Consider the following 21,839-nt stretch of genomic DNA (forward strand, 5'->3'; position numbering starts at 1 on the left):
CGATGTAATTCGAGCATTTTTCTTTCAATTTATACTACTAAAGCGGATTAATACCCCTGATTTTGCTTCAAGTTAGGGTTAGATACAAGCGCGATAGCAGGGATTGGGAACAATACAGTGTAAGCCTCTTTGTTGTCAGCACCAACACCCGTAGTAAATTTACCGTAGCGAACTTCTACCGTACGTTTGCCACCTTCCCAGTACAATTCGCGACCGATTTCGTCGAACATACCATCGGTGTTGATTGAGGTAAGTGCTTTTGCTTTGCGGGCAGTTCTGATTGAATTGACCGTAACTAAGGCACCCGCAGCGTCACCACCACGAAGTTGAGCTTCTGCCTTCATCATAAGAGCTTCAGCATAACGCATCAAGATGTACTTACCAGCTGTTGCAGGGTGGTACTTGATAGCGCGGATACCTTTATCTGTCGCAGCACCTGCCAAAGGTACGTCACGAGTGAACGAAAGCACTTTTTGAGTACGAGTATCCACGAGGTCTTTTCCTTTATCGTCGATTTGCTTTCCAATCAAGAAACCATATCCGATACCAGAAAACTCAGTACCATCACCTTTTGCTGGCTTACCGATACGTGGATCATCTTTCTCGAACTTATCGTAGAAGTCAGCCAACGTTGTGAAACCATTCCATCCTGATGGATTTTGGTTGTAGTGCAATGTCATAAACCAGCGGTTCTGAGGCGTACCTTCCAAGCTCACAAAAATGGTTTCTGAGTTACCATCTTTTGAGAATGCGTTGAAGTAGTCAGTATCAAGTTTGTATCCATCAGCAGTGATAGCATTCACATAAGTAATTACTTTGTCCATATCTGCTTTATCAAATGTATATGGACCTGCTGGGTTAGAAGACTTGTAAACGGCTTTGTTCAAGTACAACTTAGCGAGCAAAAAGTTGGCAGCTGCTTTGTTTGCTACACCGTTTGTTGCCGATGGACCCATTTTTGCCAACACTGGAAGGGCTTCTTCCAAATCTTTTACGATAAAGTCGAAAGCTTCAGAGCGAGTCATTACGCGAGGAAGATCATCTACCCCTTGACTAAACTCTCTGAAGGGAACTTGACCATAGAAATCCATTACGTGAAACATGCTAAACGCACGCAAAAACTTAGCTTCTGCTTTCTGAGCCGCTGTTGCGGTCGTAGAAGCCAAAATTTCAGTGGTTTTGAACACGCGTGAATTTAAGCTGTTCCATGTATCACGTACTTGCTGGTGAGTTGCATCCCAAGTATGTTGGTCAAGCGTACGCCATACACCATTATCACCCCAGTCAACCCCACGTGTTGGAGGAATCATTTCGGCAGAAGTATGCATCCCTAATGCGTAAGCATTGGCTTGGTCAGTATAAAACCCTAGGTCTTTGTAAGCAGATTCCAATAGACCAACAGGGTCTCCTGCTACAGGAGTACCACCTTCAGACTGTCTGACAATAGAGTCTTTTTCGTTGTTTACTAAATCAGTACAAGAAGTAATGGTAGTCAAGCCTAGCCCAACTATCAAAGTTCTTACTATGTATTTATTAGTCTTCATTTTTTTGATTTTTTGTTGGTTCTTAAAACGAAATGTTAGCACCGATGGTCCAAGTTCTAGCTCTTGGGTAAGCAGTGTAGTCAATACCAAACGATGGAATACCGTTGATAGACTTGTTGGTGCTTACTTCTGGGTCTTGTCCATCGTACTTAGTGAAGGTCAACAAGTTTTGACCTGTCAAGAATACGCGCAAGTTTGAAATAGTTTTACCATTTACTGGTACACGGTAGCTCAAATTCAAGTTTTGTAAACGAACAAAATCACCTTTTTGCAAGAAACGAGTTGAAACGTCTGGAGCATTCAATGGACCTTCTTTGCTTGTTACCACATTCTTAGTCACGTTACGCCCGTTTGCAAATGATCCTTTTGTAAAGAAAGCATTTTCAGTATTTGAGTAAAGGTAGTTACCAAATACACCGTTGAAGAACAAACTCAAATCCCAGTTTTTGTAACGGAAGTTATTAGTCAAACCACCTGTTACAGTTGGAAGTGGACTCTTTCCGTTCAAGAATTGCTGGAAGTCACCATTAGGATAAAGAGAGTTCCCGTTTTCATCATATCCGCCGAAGTCACGCAAGAAATAAGCAAACAAAGGCTGGCCAGCTGCAATACGTTGTGCAAATGCACCAGTCAAACCTTGACCGTTGATTTCACCTGTATCAAATACCCCATTCAGGTTGTTAACCATGTTTTTGTTGAAACTCGTGTTGAGTAACACTTCCCAACCAAAGTTTGTTTGGTCAACTACTGCACCTGTCAATGAAATTTCTACCCCACGGTTTTGGATGTCAGTATCCAAGTTTTTCCACGTAAATGGCGTTGGAGCAGGTTGTGCTGAAATAACGTAGAACAACAAATCTTTGGTGTTTTTCTGATAGAAATCAATCGTACCAGAAAGACGGTTTTTCAAGATAGCGAAGTCCAAACCTAAGTTGATAGATGACGTTGTTTCCCATTTCAAGTTAGGGTTGTTAAATGCTACTGCGTTCAAACCACCACCTTCGATATTATCAGCACCTTGGTTGATACCCCAGCCACTGTAACGGTCGCGACGGTCATAGACGTTGTGAGGAATTGATTGGTTACCTGTCAAACCATAACCAAAACGAACCGCTAAGTCATCGAAGATATTCTTAGGAGCGAAGCTTTCGTTCATAATTTTCCACTTGGCAGCAAAAGATGGGAAGAAACCATATTTGTTGTTACCCCCGAATTTTGTAGAACCGTCTGAACGTAAAGTAGCTGTCAACAAATATTTGTCATTGATGCCTACGTTTACACGTCCAAAATACGATTGCAATTCATCGGTTTCTGAACTAGAGTTGTTGATAACATTACCACCGAATTTACCTGCATTAGCCGATGCGATGTTATTGATCATCAAATCTAAGTCGTTAGTACGGAAGTTCGCAGCTGTGATATTTTTTGAGAAGCGGCTGAACATCTGGTACGAATAACCCAACAACGCATTGAATGAGATTTTGTTAAACTCTTTGTCGTATGTGAAGTAGTTTTCCCACAATTTGTTGTCAGTTTCGATATCCGCAACGTAAGCACGGCCAATGTTATGAACACCTGTCAACACGAGGTCACGAGAATAAGATGATTTTCTTGAAGAGAATGACTTGTCAAAACCAATCACTGTTTTGAACTTCAAGTTTTTCACAATTTGTAATTCAGCGTTGATGTTACCCAAGGCGCGAAGTGAGTTGGTGTTGTCTTGAGACAAGACAATCATTGCCAATGGGTTAGGCTCTGTGTTGCCTGGCTGATTGAAAGTGCCATCGCTGTTATAAACTGGGCGAGTTGGGTTTGCTTTCAAGATGTTACCTAAAAGCTCTCCTTCAAAACCAGCGTTTTCTGAGATAGGTACGTTAGCGTCTTGGTTGTTTGAAATGTTGATGTTACTCGCAATCGTCAAACGATCATTAAGGAATTTCTTAGAACCGTTGAAACCTAAGCTGTAACGCTTGATGTCTGATTCTTTGATAATCCCTTGTTGGTTCAAATAACCCAATGTAAAGCGGTAGCTTCCGTTATTATCTCCAGCTCCGAAGGCAAAGTTGTGTTGGTTAGTATAACCAGTTCTGAACAATTCATTTTGCCAGTCAGTGCTGCTTTTTTGGTCTTGGCCACCCGCTGCACGGTATTCATCGGCATTTAGCAAATCATAACGCTTTGTGATACTGCTTGCTCCAAGTGAGTAACCGTACTCAAGCGTACCTTTACCTTTTCCTTTTTTGGTTGTAATCAAAACTACCCCGTTAGCACCACGTGAACCGTAGATAGCCGTTGCCGATGCATCTTTCAAGATGTCGATGCTTGCAATGTCCTCAGGGTTCAAGAAGTTCAATGGGTTTTTAGCTGGCTGACGACCAACCCCTGAAGCATCTCCACCCGATGAGGTATTGTCACCTGCCAAAGGTACTCCGTCGATAACGAACAATGGGTTGTTACCACCAAATACTGAAGACGTACCACGGATACGAACGTTGATACCACCACCTGGCTCACCGCTTGACTGCGTGATTTGTACCCCAGCTACGCGTCCTTGCATCAATTGTTCGGGTGATACTACAATCCCTTTTTGGAAGTCTTTTGTACCAATGGCGTTTACAGCACCAGTCGCATCTTTTTTCTTGACTGTACCATAACCCACTACCACTACTTCATTAAGGACTTTGTTGTCTTCGAGAAGAGTTACATCGACAACTGAGCGGCTACCAACCGCGATTTCTTGGTTTGAGTAACCCACGTAACTAAATACGAGTGTGGCGTTTGTAGGAACGGCAACTTTGTAATTTCCATCAACATCCGTACTCGTACCGCGTTGAGTTCCTTTTACTGCAACTGTAACACCTGGCATTCCTGTGCCTGTTCCGTCTTTTACTTTACCAGTGACTTGTCTTTCTTGAGCTTGGACTCCCAAGAAGACCACTGTGAACAAAACTGTCATGGCGATTTTACCAAGGACAGCAAACTGACGAGCGAGTAAAACTCGCCCTACAGAAGGGAAACTGTTCATCATAGGTTTAAAATTGTTTTGTGAATGATTACCTGTTTGGTCCAGTCACTTGGAAGGACTCACTACAAGGTATTTTGGATTGTTCCAAGTATTTCTTGTCCGCAAGTAACCTAACCAGAGAGCAAATTACAATAATAAATTTCTATAATGCAAATTTTGAAAATTAAAAAGGAATAGCCTTTTTGGGTAATAGTGGAGTAAGTTGTACTTTTAAAAGTAGGTAAGGCTATTTTCATGGTAAAAATTTTAGATACGGCCTGCTTTGCCTAACTTTGCACGACATAAACTTAAATCTCTCATTATGAAATTTTTCATTGATACAGCTAATTTGAAAGAAATTCAAGAAGCGTATGATTTGGGCGTTTTGGATGGTGTAACCACAAATCCATCGCTTATGGCCAAAGAAGGAATTACGGGAAAAGCGAATGTAATTGCGCATTACAAAGCGATTTGTGACATTGTGGACGGGGATGTAAGTGCGGAAGTGATTTCGACCGATTTGGAAGGGATGCTTAAAGAAGCGAGTGAGCTTATTGAAATAGATGATAAAATCGTGGTGAAAGTGCCAATGATTAAGGATGGAGTGAAGGCAATCAAAGCGCTTTCTGACCGTGGCATTCGTACCAACTGTACCCTCGTTTTTTCAGCGGGTCAGGCGTTGTTGGCAGCCAAAGCTGGGGCTACTTACGTTTCTCCTTTTATCGGTCGTTTGGACGATATTTCGATGGACGGTATGGAGTTGATTGAGCAGATTGTAGGTATTTACCAAAATTACGGATTTACAACGGAAGTATTGGCGGCGTCGGTGCGTCACCCAGTTCACTTGTTGAAATGTGCGGAACTTGGCGCTGATGTTGTAACTTGCCCACTCAGCGTTATTACATCGTTGTTGAAGCACCCACTTACAGATATTGGATTGGAGAAATTCTTGGCCGATTACAAAAAAGTAAACCAATAATCAGTTTTCAGCAGTTAGCGGTTAGCAGTCACTCAAAGATTGGCAACCGCTAACTGTTGATTCACTAATTGCTAATTGCTGCAAACAAATGACCGCATTTTCTTCGGAACCCATCATTAAGCTTGAAGGAGTAGATATATACCAAAATGGCAACAAGTTGGTATTGTCGGATGTCAATTTTGAAATCAACAAAGGTGACTTTGTGTTTCTGATTGGCCGCACAGGGAGTGGCAAAAGTTCACTATTAAAAACCCTATACGGTGACTTATGGCTTGAATCGGGAAAAGGAAAGGTGGTAGGATATGAATTGCAAAAAATGAAACAAGCAGAAGTGCCGTTTTTGAGAAGAAAACTGGGCATTGTGTTTCAAGATTTTCAATTGTTTTTTGACCGTAACGTTGAAGAAAATCTAGAGTTTGTGCTTCGTGCGACGGGCTGGACGGATAAGTCGGCCATTAAAACACGGATTTCGGATGTGCTAATGCAAGTGGGTCTGGGCACGTCTCCCAAAAAAATGCCACACCAACTTTCGGGGGGGGAACAACAACGCGTGGTGATTGCCAGGGCCATGCTCAATGAGCCCCAAATTTTACTTGCCGATGAGCCCACAGGAAACCTCGATCCAGAGGTAGGAGAGCAAATCATGCAAGTCTTCCAAACCATCAATACCGCAGGAACGGCTATCCTAATGGCTACCCACAATTACGACTTCCTAAAAAAATATCCTGCTCGGGTGGTTAAATGCGAAAATGGAGCGGTGACTGAAATCCAGTAGCGAAGCCCGCAAAATTTTATATTGCTACGAAAAATACAAAATTTTATCTCTCATTTGTCGTTTATTCGATAAATAGTCTTACTTTTGCAAAAGTTTTACTGCACGAACACGCTCGTTCGTCTCTGCGATTTTTTGTGTTAGGGTTTACCCCTTCTTTTCGTCCTCAGAAAATACACGCAGGCCATCTGTTTTAACCTACAGAGACTCTTCGGGCTGCAGTGCTTTTTTAAGCGAGTATTGAGTATTCAGTTTGTGGGTGTGGAGACGCTGTCGCGCCTGTATGTGCTGCTGTACTCTATGCTCCCAACACAATATTCAATATAAACAATACAATGCAAGAAGAAACATTAAGTTTTCAGACGTTGGGCTTATCAGATGAACTGATGCAAGCAACCAACGAAATGGGTTTTGAAAAACCATCTCCTATTCAAGCACAAGCAATTCCCCATCTTTTACAAGGATTAGACGTTATTGGACAAGCGCAAACAGGTACAGGTAAAACTGCCGCCTTCGGTTTGCCAGCGCTTGAACTTGTTGACGTTACTGAAAAACACACTCAAGTACTTATTTTGTGCCCAACGCGTGAGTTAGCGGTTCAGGTTACTGATGAGTTGCGTCGCTTGGCGAAATACAAAAAAGGCGTAAAAATTGAAACGATTTACGGAGGTGATTCGATTGAGCGTCAAATTAAATCGTTGCGTGGGGGAGTACATATCGTTGTAGGTACGCCTGGTCGTACGATGGATATGATGGAGCGCCGCGCCTTGAAATTAGAAAAGGTAAGTTACATGGTGCTTGACGAAGCGGACGAAATGCTTGACATGGGCTTCCGTGAAGATATCGAAAGCATTTTGGAAGAAATGCCAGAAGAACGCCAAACGGTATTGTTCTCGGCGACAATGTCAAAGCCAATCATGGCCATTACGCAGAAATTCCAAAATGACCCTGTACTCGTAAAAGTAACTCGCAAAGAAGTTACAAATGAGAACATTGAACAAGTTTGCTTTGAAGTAAAACAACGTGCTAAGGCGGAAGTAACTTGCCGCTTGATTGATTCTTACGACTTGAAACAAGTAATTATCTTCTGTAATACAAAACGTAAAGTAGATGAAATTACGGAAGAATTGATGGTACGTGGCTACCAAGCGGAAGGACTTCACGGCGATTTGCGCCAAGCCCAACGTAACAACGTAATGGCGAAGTTTAGAGCAGGTACTACGACTATCTTGGTAGCTACTGACGTGGCCGCTCGCGGAATCGACGTGTCGGGCGTGGATGCGGTAATTAACTTTGACCTTCCCCTTGACGAAGAATATTACGTACACCGTATTGGCCGTACGGGTCGTGCAGGTCGTACAGGTAAGGCGTTGACGTTGGTTGCAAAAGACGAAAAATTCCGCCTCCGCCAAATCGAAGGTTACACAAAAGTTCGCATCGAAAAAGGAGTAATTCCTACGTTTGAGGACATTGTGGGCGTTCGTAAAGCTCGTTTTATTGAGCAAGTAGAAAAGGCGGCGACCGAAGGTGATTTGGATATCTACAGCGATATGCTCACGATGTTGCACCACACGACTGGCCTGAGCACTGAAACAATTGTAGCCGCTTTGGTGAAAATCAACATGGGAGTTCAGAAAAGTGAATTTGCGGATACTGACTTGGCATGGGATGAAGACCGTAAGTTTAAAGATAGAAATGGCGCACGTGATGACCGTGGCGGACGTTTCGAAAAACGTGGTGAAGGTAGTGGCCGTTTTGGCGACCGTGACCGTGGTGGCCGTGGTACTGACCGCGATAGCCGTGGGGGTGGTGACCGCCAGAAACGCAATGACCCAGGTATGATTCGCTTGTTTGTGAGCGTAGGTCGCAAAGACCGTGTTCAACCTCGCGACATCGTAGGTGCCATTGCGGGTGAAGCAGGTATCCCAGGCCGCGTGATTGGATCTATTGACATTTTTGATGCGTATTCGTTTGTTGACGTTCCTGAGCGCGATGCTCGTCGTGTGGTAGAAGCCATGAGTGGCAATACCATCAAAGGAAAACCAGTGAATATCGAAGTAGCACGATAGATAAAAAAGTAATCATTGGCAGTTCACAGTTTACAATAGCTCATTATATTGTAAATTGTGGACTGTTTTGTTTTGGGGTATATTTCTCAAACTATTTTGTTTCATACTTGGTTGAGTAAATTGACTTCGGTTGTGAGCAACCGAAGTCGTGGTTATGAGTAACCACGACCACAGCAAGTGCTTTCGGTTATGGAGTAACCACGTTCACGGCAAGTGCTTTCGGTTGCTCACAACCGAAAAGAAGCGGTTACTCATAACCGCGTGAAGTTGCTAAATTCCCATTCGCAAGAAAAATATTAAGGTGTTATGATAGAAAGACCGATAACCGATTGGTTGCCCATTACCAAGAAAGAGGTTGAAAAACGGGGCTGGGACGAAGTGGATGTCGTCATTGTATCGGGAGATGCGTACGTTGACCATCCTGCTTTTGGAACAGCAGTGATTGGCCGAATCATCGAAAGTGAAGGCTTTCGGGTAGCGATTGTGGCACAGCCCAACTGGAAAGACGATTTGCGCGATTTTAAGAAATTCGGACGCCCTAAGTACTTTTTTGGCGTTACGGCGGGTTGTATGGATTCGATGGTAAACCACTACACGGCTAATAAGCGTCTTCGCTCAAACGACTCATACACGCCTGGGGGTGAAGCGGGGTTTCGTCCCGATTATGCCACGACCGTTTATTCCAAAATATTAAAAGAACTCTATCCCGATGTTCCTGTACTTATCGGAGGGATTGAAGCGTCACTTCGTCGCGTAACGCATTATGATTACTGGCAAGACCGTTTGATGCCAACAATTTTGGCCGATTCACAAGCCGATTTGTTGGTTTATGGGATGGGAGAACAGCCTTTGCGCGAGATTTTGCGTCGTTTGAAAGACGGATACGATTTTTCGGGATTACACGATATTCACCAAGTCGCTTATTTGCAAAAAGCATCCGACGAATTGCCTAAGTGGAACGAATGGGAAACGGTCGAGCTGGCGAGCCATGAAGTGTGTTTGCAGGATAAAATCAAGTACGCGGCTAACTTTAAAATTGTAGAAGTAGAGTCAAATAAGTGGCAGGCCAATCGGATTACGCAATTGGTAGGAGAGGACGTATTGGTCATTAATCCACCTTTTAAGGTAATGACCGAAACTGAAATCGACGCTTCATTTGATTTGCCATACACGCGCTTGCCGCACCCAAAATATAAAAACCGTGGGCCGATACCTGCCTACGACATGATTAAGTTTTCGATAAACATGCACCGTGGGTGCTTTGGAGGTTGTAGCTTTTGTACTATTTCGGCGCACCAAGGGAAGTTTATCGCATCGCGAAGCGAAAAGTCGATTTTGAAAGAGGTGGATGAAGTAACGAAACATCCCGAGTTTAAGGGCTATCTCTCGGATTTGGGCGGCCCCTCGGCAAATATGTATCGAATGAAAGGTAAAGACGAGTCGATTTGTGCGCGCTGTACAAGTCCAAGCTGTATTCACCCTGTCATTTGTTCCAACTTGGATACGTCTCATAAGCCCATTACAGAACTTTACCGCAAGGTGGATGAGCATCCAAACATTAAAAAAGCGTTTGTTGGCTCTGGGATTCGGTACGATTTGTTGGTGGATGATTTCAACAAAAACAACAAGGACGGCAATCACGATGAGTACATGGAGCAGTTGATTACGCGCCATGTATCGGGTCGATTAAAAGTAGCGCCCGAACATACCTCTGACGATACGCTTCGAGTTATGCGGAAACCATCGTTTAAGTATTTCAAACTTTTCAAGAAAAAGTACGACCAGATTTCGGACAAACACAACCTCAAACAACCGTTGATTCCGTACTTTATTTCATCGCACCCAGGTTGCGAAGAGGTAGATATGGCCAACTTGGCAGCAGAAACCAAGGATTTGGGCTTCCGTTTAGAACAAGTGCAAGATTTTACCCCAACGCCCATGACTGTTGCGGAAGTAATTTATTACACGGGAGTGCATCCCTACACGTTGAAGCCAGTTTTTACGGCTAAAACCCGCGAAGAGAAGCAGAACCAAAACCGTTTCTTTTTCTGGTACAAACCCGAATTTAGGGATTTGATTCGTAACCGTTTGAATAAGCTCAAGCGTCCTGACTTGGCCAACCGCCTTTTGGGGGGAGGAAATGCTAAAAAGAAATAAAGACGTTAGCCCTTCTTCAACGAAATCACTTCGCTGTAGGCTTCGTTGAGGGCAGCAACCATTTTATTCCATTCAGGGAAACTTGATTTTTTGACCAAAAGCGAGTTCAACGTCCATTGACTGCGAACCACGATTTGGTCATTTTTTTGTTCATAGCTCAGCTTAAACCCAAAGTCAGGGTGCGAAAACGACGCATTGGTAGGAAGGTTGGTGACGGTATATCCTTTTGGAACAGGCAGAATCGTTACCATGTCTTCGATGTGCGTAAACTCGTGTTTCCAGTCATTTTTGCGGCTTTCTTCCATTCGTTTATCAGCCCATGGGCGCGTCAAATGAGGATTAATAAAAAGCTCCCCTGCCGCTTCCTGAACGTAGTCGGGTACTGAAAACGCGTATTGGAGCCGTACAGGTACGTCACGATCTTGAAGTCCTGTGACTACATTTTTTAACAAGGCACATTTGTTAGAACCTCGACTAAGTACATTTTTGTAGTATTCGTCGCGTTGTGGCTCCGAACGGTACTGCACGGCCGATTTGAGCGATGTTTTCCATAGTCCTTGAAAAGTTAAGGTGCCGTTTCCCTTCAATGTTTTTCCATCAATCGAAAGTATCATTGAATCCACTTTGGTATTTTGATTGGCAGGAACAACGGGCACAGGAACGATTTCATACTTGTCTTCCGATGTCATTATCAAGGCTTCTTTGCCTTGGATGTGCGAGGTCGGAAGTCCGAAGTCGATGCGGTCGTCGGTTGCGTCCAAAAATTGCCATTTTCCTTGCCACTTTACCGCCGCAATCATGTGGTTATCCACGCTCATGGAAGGATTTTCGGCATATTTGTAGGGAATGTCACGCGTTCCAATCCACACCAAATACGACGGAATACCTGCCAAATTGAGCATCGACGAAGTAAGACTGGCCATGTCTTTACAATCACCGTAGCGTTTTTGACAAACATCGTTGGCCTGACGAGGAATAAACCCGCCAAGCCCTTCTTCAAAGGCAATGTATTTGACGTGGTCTTGTACCCAATAATAAACCGACCGAATTTTCTCTACTTCGCTTTTGCCCCGCGTCAATGAATCCGTAAGGGCTTTGAGCTGCGAACTGGGCTGCTTGTTAAGGTCTTTGACCAAGCTTTTGTAATAATTAAACAGCTTTTGGACGTCGCCCAATACCTCCTTCGTTTGTCCGTTGGCCGTATAACTTTCGATAAATAAAAACACTTGTGGCACATAATGGCGTAACGAAAGCGATTCCGTTTCCAGAGGCGACGCTTTTAAATTTTGTGCTTTCCACGTATAAACCGTTTTGCCATTTTGGGTTGTTTTGGCAAAAACAATCCCCTTCATATCGCCGTAGGTTTTGTAGGAAACCTTGACGGAAGCGGGAAACGAAACCGAGAATTCACTGTTGATAACAGGTACATAATTCCCAAAAACAAAACCCGAAAGCATATAGGGGCTTTTGACTCTTTCGGTATAGGAAACGGTGCCAATGCCTCCTTCTTTGGCGCCTGGAAAGGTGAATTTTTTAACCTGCATATCGTCAAAAAATATTCCTCCCCCTGGGCTAGGGCGCTCGGTTTTGATGTCGGTGACGGGCGTACGATTATAGCCCGATTTTTCGGGAATGTATGAGACCGCATCAAGGTCTTTGATTTCCTGAAAAGCTTCAGAAAAGTAAATACGTTCGTCGGCAAAAACACTGGCCCGTTTGTCCAAAAACACGCGGTCTTCTTGGTGAAACACGTCGATTTGAAGTTCCCCATTCACAACCTCGATGGCTACTTTTTCGGAGCGATTGAGGTACGCCATTTCATCATTGGGAAACTTCGCTTTCAGTTGCGACAAGTTGACCTTAGGTTGAGCCACTGCCGAAAGATGAGTGGCGAGCAGGGCAAAAAAGAAAAAATGAAACGAAACCTTGAAATTCACCAACGCAAAGCGCATCATACGAGAAGGAATTAGTGTAGTTTCCAAATAACGGAAGGTTAGAAATAAAAGTTTTATTTTGGTGTCTTTATTGTGTTACTCACGGGAGCACGTTTATTTTGTAACAATGCCGCACGAAACTGATAAACTAACAAACTCCTCGCCCGAAGAACTAGAACAGGTGCTTCGGCTACCCAACTTGCTGCGCGATTTGTTGCTACAACTCATAAAAGACTTCCAAACGGCGCAGTTACCCTTAGAGCTCGACATCGACGAACGCTATTCGTTTGAAGAGTTGCGTGAATATTTGACCCAAAAAATAGACGAGCATTTAAAAAAAGGAGGAACACTGAAATACCTCCTAAATCGGGTTGATTTGACCGAAAAACAAATTCACCGCGCCATTCCTACGGCGATTCATGCTAGTTTACAACTACTTGCTGAATTGATTATCAAGCGAGAACTTCAAAAAGTGGTAATTCGGTATTGGTACCGACAGAGTGCTTCGAAAGAGGATTAAAACTGGAAATTTTTAAGTTTTATCGAACATTAGTACTTTTGTGGGTGTTAAACTGACACATTTAACCTGTGAGGAATGAGTAACCGTAATGCGTCTTTGGCGCTTGAGTTGACAACGACTGTTGACGACGAGCGTCCTGTATTTATTTCTGGTAATTTTTGTGAGTGGTATCCTGATATTGAACGGTATCAGATGCAAAAGATAGGAGCAGGAAAGTATCATTTTCAATTTCCCCCCGATTTTCATTTTGAACAACCTCTTGAGTACAAATATACCCGCGGAGGCTGGGATCAAGTAGAGCTGGATGCCTTTGGCGAAGCCCCCCAAAATCGCCGTATTAAAGGTAAAAATACTACCCAAAAGGATTTTGTGCCCCACTGGCGTCGTAATGGCCGCGCGTTTGACGAGACGTACGTACCCACGATTCAGACCGTAGCGGAAGATTTTGAAATACCTCAGCTGGGTAAAAAGCGCCGTATTCGTATTCTTCTCCCGCACGATTACAGTACTTCTACCAAACGATACCCTGTATTGTACCTTCAAGATGGGCAGAACCTCTTTGGTGATGGTTCTATTTTTGGAAATTGGGAAATAGATAAACGCATGGCGGTACTGGCCGAGCAAAACAAAGGCGGTATCATCATTGTGGCCATTGACCACGGAGATGAAGACCGTTTGCACGAATTTGCACCCTACACGCATCCAAAATTTGGCAAAGGAGCGGGGAAAAAGTACGCAAACTTCATCGTTCGTACCCTTAAACCGTACATTGATAAAAATTATCGTACCCGCACCGAGCGCCAATTTACGGGCATCGGCGGCAGTTCAATGGGAGGCTTAATAAGCATATATGCAGGCTTAATGTATCCCGAAACGCTAGGCCGTCTTATGATTTTTTCGCCGTCGCTTTGGGTTTCGGACAAAATCTATTTTGATTCCATCGAATTCTTTAACCCTCTGGAAACCAAAATCTACGTCTATGCAGGAGGGAAAGAAGGACGCTACATGATTCCGAGTGTAGAGCGGCTGAAAGAGGCGATTGAACGACAAGGATGGAACAACGAACGACTTCAATTTAAACTATCGCTCGACCCCGCTGGCGAGCATACCGAAATGCGCTGGGGTAAAGAGTTTCCGAAGGCCGTGGAGTGGCTCTTTGGCTGATAGATAGCCCATTATCAATCATTTTGGCACTTTTATTGCTGTATCCAAAGAAATTTTACCCATTTCTTTGGATACAGTGACGTATCGTTTTATGTGATACTCGAAAAACTCGGTGCCAGTAATGCTAGTTGTCAGGAAAACTATTTTGTGGGGTTTGCTATTGCTGGTGAGCAGTGTATATGCGCAATATCCGCTATTGCTGAAAGATATTAACCTTCAGGCAGACCCGCTTGCTACCTCTGCCACCTTGGGAAGCGACCCGCGCTTTCTTACCAATCACAATGGAATACTTTATTTTACCGCCAAACAAAACGGCTCGACCGTGGGGCTGTGGAAATCATCGGGACGAAATGCTACTACTGCCAAAGTCTTGGATTTGCCAGGCACTGCCTATTCTCTCACGAGTGTGGGAACTTCATTGTATTTTGTAGCTGACCAAACAGGTTATGGTTACGAACTTTGGAAATCAAACGGCACAGCCGCGGGTACGATTCGCGTGAAGGACATCAACGATGGGCCGCTGGGGAGTATGCCAAGTGGTTTGACCAATGTGAACGGAACGCTTTATTTTGTGGCAACTACCGCAGGGACAGGAAGTGAACTCTGGAAGTCGGGGGGAACAGATGCTACCACGGTCATTGTCAGAGACATTGTGACGGGGGCAGGAAGCTCGAACCCTCAACAACTGACCAACGTTAACGGAACACTCTATTTTGTGGCAAACGATGGCGTGAATGGGTACGAGCTTTGGAAAACCAACGGCACGGCGGCAGGAACTACTTTGGTCAAAGATATTAACGCAGGAATAGCAAGCTCGAATCCTCAGTACCTCACCAACGTGAACGGAACGCTGTATTTTACGGCAACCAATGGCACTAACGGCTTTGAATTGTGGAAGTCGGACGGGACGGCTGCGGGGACGGTACAGGTACGGGATATTTGGAGTGGGTCGATGAGTGGAATGCCACATTATTTGACTGTACTCAACGGTACGCTATATTTTGCGGCCAACGATGGACAAACGGGAATAGAACTCTGGAAGTCGAACGGGACGGCAGCGGGGACAGTTCTTGCCGTAGATATTCAAACAGGCAGTGGAAGCAGTGACCCTCGAAACCTCAAAGCGCTCAACGGGCTGCTCTATTTTTCGGCCACCAACGGAGAGGCAGGACAAGAGCTTTGGCGCTCGGACGGCACAGCGGCTGGGACAAAAATGGTGAAGAACATTCGCGTCGGTGGAGAAGGTTCTAACAGTACACCGTCGATGTTTAACCTCCGAAAAGGCATTGTGTATTTTACCGCTTACGATGATTTTGCGGGAAGAGAACTTTGGCAAACCGATGGTACCGAAACGGCCACCAATGTATTGGAGTTATATTCGGGAACAACTGGAAGTGGAATAAGCAACCTTACCGTACTGGGTGATACCCTGTTTTTTACGGCAGATGATGGCAAAAAAGGGAGTGAAATCTGGAAAATAGAAGCCTGTATGCCGCTGCGAATGGCATCGGATACTACAATTTGTCACACAGGGCCGTTGTCATTGCCTGCCCAAGTCGCAAACTATGGCAGCTTTACTACACCAATTTGGCGAAAAGGCTCATACGATGGCCCGATTGTGACGAACCCTACTAACGTGCGATTGGACAGCACTGTCACCACGTTTTATCTTGAAGCACAATACACAACGGGTTGTACAAGTACAGCTAAAATTACCATTCGGACTAGAACCCTACCCGAGAGTGTCGGGAGTATTCGGGTGTTGTTGGAAGGAGCTTATCGGAATGGCGTAGGTTCGATGACAACGACCCTCAACCAGCAGGGGTTACTGCCAGGACAAACGCCCGTAAATCCACTTGCCACTAGAACGCCAGCGGGACAACCATACGCGGGTGCGCCCTGGTATTATATGGGCAACGAAACGGTAGCTACTTATGACCCGTCGGTTACAGATTGGGTATTGGTTTCGCTACGAACCGATCCTGCCAATCCTGCTACGACGGTTTTTAAAGCGGCCGCCTTACTTCAAAATGATGGCTTAGTGCCTAGTATTCAAGGATGCCCGAGTCGATTAAAGGAATACACGGATTATTACGTGGCGGTCGAACACCGTAATCACCTGCCGATTGTGGCGGCCACTCCTACGCTTTTTGTAAACGGAGGGTTTTTCTATGATTTTGGTATTAATCAATCCTACATTCCTGCCAATGCCCCAGCAATTGGGCAAAAGTGGCAGGATACCCGCTACATGATGTATGCAGGCGATATCGTCAAGGGTGCAAGTGCAGAAATAAACGCAAATGATATGACAGTTTGGATACAGACCAATGGTACGTTTGGGAAATATTTGGCAGGAGACATTAACCTCGACGGCGAAGTGAATGCACTTGACAGGATTTTGTGGACAATTAATAACGGTTTGTTTTCGGGGGTAAGGTTTTAATTTGAAGAAATGATGAAGCGTTGTTTTGGGATATTGTTGTTGATAATGGGACTTTTTAGAAATGCCAACGCGCAGGGCATTCCTAAAGAAGTACTGTACGAACCCGACGAAGGGGGCTATCCGCAAGGCTACACGCCCAATGCAAAACTGGGCACTTTTGATTTATCAAGTACTGCCGCAAATGAGCCGTTTCGACACTTGTTAAAGCTCTTTGAAGCCCAAAAAGTAGTTTGGGACGACGTAACGGACTTTCGGGATTATGGCTTTAAAGCGTTTTTTGGCGGAGTAGGCGAGGGCAAACCCAAAGAAAATCGGTACGCGGATATTAATGAAGGTATTTTTCGGGATGCTTTTACGGTGCAGGGTGTAAGTTTTGGGAAAAATCCAGTGTATGTGCCTGACCCAAATCGCTTACTTTCGGCGCAGGGAAAGAATTATCGCTGTTTTAATGCGCCTTTTTTGTCGGTGACGATTGAAAATGTGGACGAAGCGGGAAAATGGAATCCTTTTTTGCTGACCGAATACGAACTCGACCGCCGAGCCAAGTACGCAGGTGATGGGCGAATGGGCTTTCTGCGCTGGGACATCGAGACATTTTCTAATGCCGAGTGGCTGTCTATTTTACGGGGGCGACAAGTGTGGGAAAATGGGAAATACCGCCATGCCTTCAACGGTGGTACCGACCCTACTTACAAAAATTGGGACGATCAACAGTTTTTTGACCACGTTCAGCACCGCTGGAGTTATGTTTTTACGGAGTTGTTTTACAAAACAAAACTCTACAGCAACGGCGCAAAAATTTGGCAGTACGGAGCAGGCCCCATCAACCAAATGGATCCGTTTATCTTCCCTCAGTTTGATGACAACGGCAATATTCACTCAAATTGGGGTGTACCCAACAATCCCATTTGGAAGCTCAAAAACAAATTTAACAATCGTGCTGTCAATGAGGAACTTAACTACATGGAAGCGTGGGATTTTGTGCAGCAATTTGCCATGTGGGCAGTTCTTCAGTATGATTCAAACGTCAATTATTGGGTCAATACCGACATTATTCGGCTGAAAGAAACCCCCAAAACCAACGTAACAGCGGGCGTTCCTACGCGCTACCACATCGTTGACATTGGAGCCGACCCCAATACGCCTTTGCGGAATCGGCGGGTGCGGGTGTCGTTGCACGCCCAAGATGGCAGCCTGCGCAACGCCGATAAAACCTATCGTATTACGTTTCAACATTGGCGGGGTTTTACCGAAATAGATATTCCTGCGGGTAGTAACAGCGTTGAATTAACGACTACTTCGCCTGAACTGGTTTGGCAAACCGACGACCATTTCTTGTTGCTCATTTGGAGTACCATCTACTGCGCCCGTTATCAAGAACCGACCAAACTGGGCTTTTTAAACTGGGAGCCTACGCCGCGTACGTACAACTTTAGCCCTTATTCATTGGCCACAACCGATATTTTTGAACAGCGCGTTTATGATGCAATGGTTGGTTTTGCAAACCTTCAAAATTACGGAGTGGTAAACTGGGAAGCGAACACCGTTGGGAAGGTGAACCCGATGGTACGTGAGAGTATCATTTTAGCCCAAAAGAAGATAGCGCCTTATAAAAACCATATTGAAAATCAGTCACTTGTCCATGTAGATGTGAGTATTGACGGCGGACAAACGTGGATAACGGGTGGGTACCCGCAAACACCTTTTGAAGCGCATTACAATGGCTGGTGGATGGGTGGTTTTTACCAAAACAATCAGCCTTATCCGATGGTGTTTGGATCGTATAATGCTCAGCAACGGACGTTTTTATTTACCCATCTCTCAGGCCGACTTCCTACGGGAACGTTGGGTTATAAAGTACGCGTGAAAATCCCCAATACTTCGACTTCATACACGTTTGATATGTCTTCCACGCGTGAGTTGGGGTATTCGCTCTTTAAGATTTAAAAGCCGTGCAAGTTGTGCTGAGGGTTGCTTACAACCCGACCTTACTGCGAATTTAAGTTGTGCTAAGGGCTGCTCACAACCCGACTAAATCGCTGAATTTATTTCAAAAGCGTAGCGTCAATGGCCTTCCAATCAATGCCTTTCACAATTTCGCGGGCGATTTCGACAGGGGCGGTGATGGTCACGACTAGATTTTCTACCAGTTTGCCGCCTTTTCTAAACTGCGGTTGGTAGCGCGTATCTTGGCCTCTCTGAAGAGGCTTGGTATTCCAGCCACCCAATAAAATCACCGTTTCTTGGCGACCTGTCGCTCCTTTTAAATCGGGTTTTAGCAATACTTCAAGCGCAAGGGTAGCACCTGAGACGTTGATAACCTGAGATGACTGCACCAAGCGTGCGCTTTCAGTATCTTGCAATCGGTAATTACCGAGGTTCATTTCTACGCTTACGGAATAAGTATCTTGAGCGCGCTGGGCGATGGCTTGTGGGTTTTCGGTGTACATCGTGTCGCGGTGAACGTACAACGAAGGCAGGGTCGAAGTGGCAGGTTTCATCGAATCAACCACCGCTTTTCGCGCCGAAGCAATGTCGGCTCGCTCCATGATGAGGTCGTATCGGTCGGTACAAAGGTGTACAAATCCGCCCCATTCTGAGGTGACTTCCAACGCTCCCATCGAATGTTTTTCGTCAAAAGTCTTCCAATTTCCCTGCGGTGTTTTGGTCGTAAACTGTCGTTGGAGTTCTTTCACGACCCGTTCGTAAGCGGCATTTTCTTGGGCAGTCGCTGGGCGGCATTGCGCCTGAATCCAAAGGGGAAGTGAAAGGAAAAGAATACTAAATAAGAGCTTCATTGTGGTTGTGTTGTCGGTTATTCAAAGTTACACTAAAAAACTGTTCTGACCTCAAACTTGTGCTTTTTCGCCACAAATCGCCCCAATTTGGCCACAAACTGTTGATAGCTTATCGCAGAAGTTGTTGGTTTGTTGCCATTAAAACCTATAACAACCATGAAAACATTTTCTTTATTCATCTTTCTTTTAGTGGGCTACGCCCAAACTTCGTTGGCCCAAAAAGACTCAGTCGTCATTCCTGACCCTGACGAGTACGATTGGAGTACGCATCTTTATTTGGGAGCGCCATACATCAACATGAGTATTGGTAATTATGCCCAGCTTAAAAACGCACTTAATCGGCAAGGGATTGATTTTGGTAGGTTTCAGGCCAACTCTATGGCGTCCTATGGTTTTGGAATTCAACGGCAACGCGTCAAAATAGGGCTAGAGATACTGTATGGGTTTAACAGCTCATATACGAGTAAGAAAACAGCTACGCAAACACGGCTAGGTTTTCAAGCATGGAGCGTTACGGTGGGCTACGGGCTTGTCCGTCAGCGCAATCGGCAGTGGTTTTTAAACGCAGGAATAGGGTCTCAAGAAACGCGAGTAAACGTTTACAAAACGGGTACGGCGAGTTCTGCACCAACGGTTTCGTTTGATAATTTGCTTAACTCTCCGACGGTAGGGTATTCACCCACTTTACTCCATCAAAATACATTTCTTGAACTTTCGCTGGAACATACGTTTCGGCCTAAGCGCCCTGTTTCATTCAATCCTGTCGTGAAGTTTGGGTATAGGTACGGTCTAAAACCAAAGAGTTGGGGCAGTGATGCCAATATTTCGTTCCAAAATGCACCTGCGGATCGGCTAAACCAGTTTTTTGTACAGAGTATTTTTGTGATGAGTAAAAACCATAAAAAACTCACCCCTGCCGAGAAAGAGGCACGTCGTAAAAATAGAGAAGCGAATACTTGGGGACTTAATCCGCAATAAAAGCCATGAAAAACGCATTGATGGTTGGGTTGTGGATGGTTTTCGCAACGACAACCAAAGAACTGAACGAGTCGGGCGAGCGAGGAACGTTGGTTTTGTACCGAAGAAAAGACTACTTTTCCTCTGATTTTACCCTCAAAATCAATAACCAACAGGTGAGCCAAAAATTTAGCAACAATGAATATATCCGTTTGGACGTCCCTGCTGGAAGGTTAAAAATAGAAACCGAGGGAAGTTTTATCACCGAAAAACAAAGCATGGCGTTTAGCATCGCACCCAACGAGACGGTGTATCTCAAGGGTATTGTGGACTATGATTACCTGAGCAATGCCTTGTATTTTAAGCGCATAGATAGTGAGCCAGCGACCCGCGAAATCACCAAAACGAAACTCGACGAAACTGCCCTCCGACGAATCGAATGAAACGCCGCACACTGATACCTAGTCGATGGTTCTTCCTTGCCGTACTGTCCCTCGTTGGTGGGTACATTGGCTGGTTATTGACCGAAAGTTTACAAGCACAATTCGGGGAAAATGGGCAAGGAAGAAGCGGGTTTTTTACCTTTCTGTTGAGTTATGTGCTTTTGGTAGGGATTGTGTTGGTATTAGCTTGGCTCAATTTTCGGGGGCCGTTTCGTTGGTGGCTGCTTACGGATAAAAAATGGACGTACTGGACGTGGCTGCTGCTGCTAACGTGGCTGACCTTTGAAGGATTGCAGTTTCGGAAAGGTTACGAGCAAGAATTTGTGGACGAAAACGTCCTCGTCACCTTGGTGTTTGTGGGAATAGTGATTGGATTTGGGTACGTGGCCGACGCGTTTCGGGTACGGCGGGAGCAGTTGGTGCTTCGTCAACAAAAAACTGAAGCCGAACTTCGGGCGTTGAAATCGCAAATCAATCCGCACTTTTTGTTCAATGCCCTCAACACAATTTACAACGAAGCCGATGCCGCCCACAACGAAACGGTGGCGGAGTTGGTGCAGCAATTGGCGGGTATCATGCGCTTTACGCTTCAAGAAACCCAAAAAGATTTTACGACCGTCGAGCGTGAAATTGCATTTTTGGAAAAATACTTGGCGCTCCAGCAAGCACGCCTTCCCAAGCGCGAAGGGCTACGAATTGAAACCCAGTTGGACTACGACGGGCGGCCTGCCCGCATCGCTCCGTTGTTATTGATTCCCTTTGTTGAGAATGCGTTTCAGTACGGTATTAGTTTGCAACAAGAGAGTTTTATTGAGCTGAAACTAGAGGTGGAAGAAGGGGAGCTTGTGTTTCAGATTCGAAATAGTATTTCACCCCAAGCAGCGCAGAAACAAGGCCACGGAACGGGGATAAAGAATGTGAAGCAACGCCTAGAATTTATTTACCCAAGCCGTTACCAGTTGTCTGCGGAAGTAAATGCGAGTGTGTTTGAGGTATTGTTACGGATACAACTGGAAGAAAAATAAAGCACTAAGCAGTTGGATAAAAAATCTCCA

General features: G+C 44.9%; 15 protein-coding genes. 11 read left to right on the forward strand and 4 right to left on the reverse strand.

Annotation, left to right across the window (positions count from 1 at the left end; translation table 11 throughout):
- Nucleotides 1-47: 47 nt before the first annotated feature.
- Nucleotides 48-1,544 (reverse strand): RagB/SusD family nutrient uptake outer membrane protein, encoded by a 1,497-nt coding sequence (locus DTQ70_RS26660; protein WP_122934575.1) that lies wholly within the window; start codon nt 1,542-1,544, stop codon nt 48-50.
- A gap of 22 nt (nt 1,545-1,566) precedes the next feature.
- On the reverse strand, nt 1,567-4,572 hold the full coding sequence (locus tag DTQ70_RS26665) for a SusC/RagA family TonB-linked outer membrane protein (protein ID WP_122933622.1): 3,006 nt from the start codon (nt 4,570-4,572) through the stop codon (nt 1,567-1,569).
- Between the two features lie 298 nt (nt 4,573-4,870).
- Here DTQ70_RS26665 and fsa point away from each other — a divergent pair, with 298 nt between their 5' ends.
- From fsa to DTQ70_RS26685, 4 genes are all read left to right on the forward strand, one after another.
- Nucleotides 4,871-5,527: a fructose-6-phosphate aldolase gene (gene fsa / locus DTQ70_RS26670; protein ID WP_122933623.1), complete on the forward strand. Its 657-nt coding sequence runs from the start codon at nt 4,871-4,873 to the stop codon at nt 5,525-5,527.
- An 88-nt stretch (nt 5,528-5,615) separates the two neighbouring features.
- Complete coding sequence (locus tag DTQ70_RS26675) at nt 5,616-6,302, forward strand: cell division ATP-binding protein FtsE (RefSeq protein ID WP_028524979.1); 687 nt, start codon at nt 5,616-5,618, stop codon at nt 6,300-6,302.
- A gap of 332 nt (nt 6,303-6,634) precedes the next feature.
- Nucleotides 6,635-8,368, forward strand: coding sequence for a DEAD/DEAH box helicase (locus DTQ70_RS26680; protein ID WP_122933624.1), 1,734 nt, complete (start codon nt 6,635-6,637; stop codon nt 8,366-8,368).
- Between the two features lie 306 nt (nt 8,369-8,674).
- Nucleotides 8,675-10,525, forward strand: a complete 1,851-nt coding sequence (locus tag DTQ70_RS26685) for a YgiQ family radical SAM protein (RefSeq protein ID WP_122933625.1) — start codon at nt 8,675-8,677, stop codon at nt 10,523-10,525.
- 5 nt (nt 10,526-10,530) lie between these two features.
- Here DTQ70_RS26685 and DTQ70_RS26690 read toward each other — a convergent pair whose 3' ends face one another.
- Nucleotides 10,531-12,507, reverse strand: a complete 1,977-nt coding sequence (locus DTQ70_RS26690; protein ID WP_164490222.1) for a DUF3857 domain-containing protein — start codon at nt 12,505-12,507, stop codon at nt 10,531-10,533.
- 79 nt (nt 12,508-12,586) lie between these two features.
- Here DTQ70_RS26690 and DTQ70_RS26695 point away from each other — a divergent pair, with 79 nt between their 5' ends.
- The 4 genes from DTQ70_RS26695 to DTQ70_RS26710 all read left to right on the forward strand — a co-directional run bounded on the left by DTQ70_RS26695 (nt 12,587) and on the right by DTQ70_RS26710 (nt 18,533).
- Nucleotides 12,587-12,979 carry a hypothetical protein gene (locus tag DTQ70_RS26695; protein ID WP_122933627.1) on the forward strand — a complete coding sequence of 131 codons (393 nt, stop codon included), beginning with the start codon at nt 12,587-12,589 and terminating at the stop codon, nt 12,977-12,979.
- Between the two features lie 75 nt (nt 12,980-13,054).
- Nucleotides 13,055-14,143, forward strand: a complete 1,089-nt coding sequence (locus DTQ70_RS26700) for an alpha/beta hydrolase (protein ID WP_122933628.1) — start codon at nt 13,055-13,057, stop codon at nt 14,141-14,143.
- Between the two features lie 121 nt (nt 14,144-14,264).
- Nucleotides 14,265-16,586: an ELWxxDGT repeat protein gene (locus DTQ70_RS26705; RefSeq protein ID WP_122933629.1), complete on the forward strand. Its 2,322-nt coding sequence runs from the start codon at nt 14,265-14,267 to the stop codon at nt 16,584-16,586.
- A gap of 9 nt (nt 16,587-16,595) precedes the next feature.
- Nucleotides 16,596-18,533 carry a hypothetical protein gene (locus DTQ70_RS26710; protein WP_164490223.1) on the forward strand — a complete coding sequence of 646 codons (1,938 nt, stop codon included), beginning with the start codon at nt 16,596-16,598 and terminating at the stop codon, nt 18,531-18,533.
- 98 nt (nt 18,534-18,631) lie between these two features.
- On the opposite strand, the gene DTQ70_RS26715 is transcribed toward DTQ70_RS26710, so the two are convergent.
- Entirely contained in the window at nt 18,632-19,384 is a 753-nt protein-coding gene (locus DTQ70_RS26715) for a hypothetical protein (protein WP_122933631.1), read from the reverse strand.
- A gap of 156 nt (nt 19,385-19,540) precedes the next feature.
- Here DTQ70_RS26715 and DTQ70_RS26720 point away from each other — a divergent pair, with 156 nt between their 5' ends.
- From DTQ70_RS26720 to DTQ70_RS26730, 3 genes are read left to right on the forward strand one after another with little or no spacing between them, the layout of a single operon-like run.
- Complete coding sequence (locus DTQ70_RS26720) at nt 19,541-20,362, forward strand: hypothetical protein (RefSeq protein ID WP_122933632.1); 822 nt, start codon at nt 19,541-19,543, stop codon at nt 20,360-20,362.
- A 5-nt stretch (nt 20,363-20,367) separates the two neighbouring features.
- Nucleotides 20,368-20,784 (forward strand): hypothetical protein, encoded by a 417-nt coding sequence (locus DTQ70_RS26725; protein WP_122933633.1) that lies wholly within the window; start codon nt 20,368-20,370, stop codon nt 20,782-20,784.
- The gene (locus DTQ70_RS26730; RefSeq protein WP_122933634.1) at nt 20,781-21,809 is read left to right on the forward strand and encodes a sensor histidine kinase; all 1,029 of its coding nucleotides are present in this window, start codon (nt 20,781-20,783) and stop codon (nt 21,807-21,809) included. The genes DTQ70_RS26725 and DTQ70_RS26730 overlap by 4 nt, the downstream gene beginning before the upstream one ends.
- The last annotated feature ends 30 nt before the right edge of the window (nt 21,810-21,839 follow it).

This window comes from Runella sp. SP2, assembly GCF_003711225.1.
Taxonomy (GTDB): Bacteria; Bacteroidota; Bacteroidia; order Cytophagales; family Spirosomataceae; genus Runella.

Coding starts and splice junctions, on each gene's coding strand:
- DTQ70_RS26660 (WP_122934575.1), bottom strand. CDS start 1,544: ATGAAGACTAATAAATACATAGTAAGAACTTTGATAGTTGGGCTAGGC.
- DTQ70_RS26665 (WP_122933622.1), bottom strand. CDS start 4,572: ATGATGAACAGTTTCCCTTCTGTAGGGCGAGTTTTACTCGCTCGTCAG.
- fsa (WP_122933623.1), top strand. CDS start 4,871: ATGAAATTTTTCATTGATACAGCTAATTTGAAAGAAATTCAAGAAGCG.
- DTQ70_RS26675 (WP_028524979.1), top strand. CDS start 5,616: ATGACCGCATTTTCTTCGGAACCCATCATTAAGCTTGAAGGAGTAGAT.
- DTQ70_RS26680 (WP_122933624.1), top strand. CDS start 6,635: ATGCAAGAAGAAACATTAAGTTTTCAGACGTTGGGCTTATCAGATGAA.
- DTQ70_RS26685 (WP_122933625.1), top strand. CDS start 8,675: ATGATAGAAAGACCGATAACCGATTGGTTGCCCATTACCAAGAAAGAG.
- DTQ70_RS26695 (WP_122933627.1), top strand. CDS start 12,587: ATGCCGCACGAAACTGATAAACTAACAAACTCCTCGCCCGAAGAACTA.
- DTQ70_RS26700 (WP_122933628.1), top strand. CDS start 13,055: ATGAGTAACCGTAATGCGTCTTTGGCGCTTGAGTTGACAACGACTGTT.
- DTQ70_RS26705 (WP_122933629.1), top strand. CDS start 14,265: ATGCTAGTTGTCAGGAAAACTATTTTGTGGGGTTTGCTATTGCTGGTG.
- DTQ70_RS26710 (WP_164490223.1), top strand. CDS start 16,596: ATGATGAAGCGTTGTTTTGGGATATTGTTGTTGATAATGGGACTTTTT.
- DTQ70_RS26715 (WP_122933631.1), bottom strand. CDS start 19,384: ATGAAGCTCTTATTTAGTATTCTTTTCCTTTCACTTCCCCTTTGGATT.
- DTQ70_RS26720 (WP_122933632.1), top strand. CDS start 19,541: ATGAAAACATTTTCTTTATTCATCTTTCTTTTAGTGGGCTACGCCCAA.
- DTQ70_RS26725 (WP_122933633.1), top strand. CDS start 20,368: ATGAAAAACGCATTGATGGTTGGGTTGTGGATGGTTTTCGCAACGACA.
- DTQ70_RS26730 (WP_122933634.1), top strand. CDS start 20,781: ATGAAACGCCGCACACTGATACCTAGTCGATGGTTCTTCCTTGCCGTA.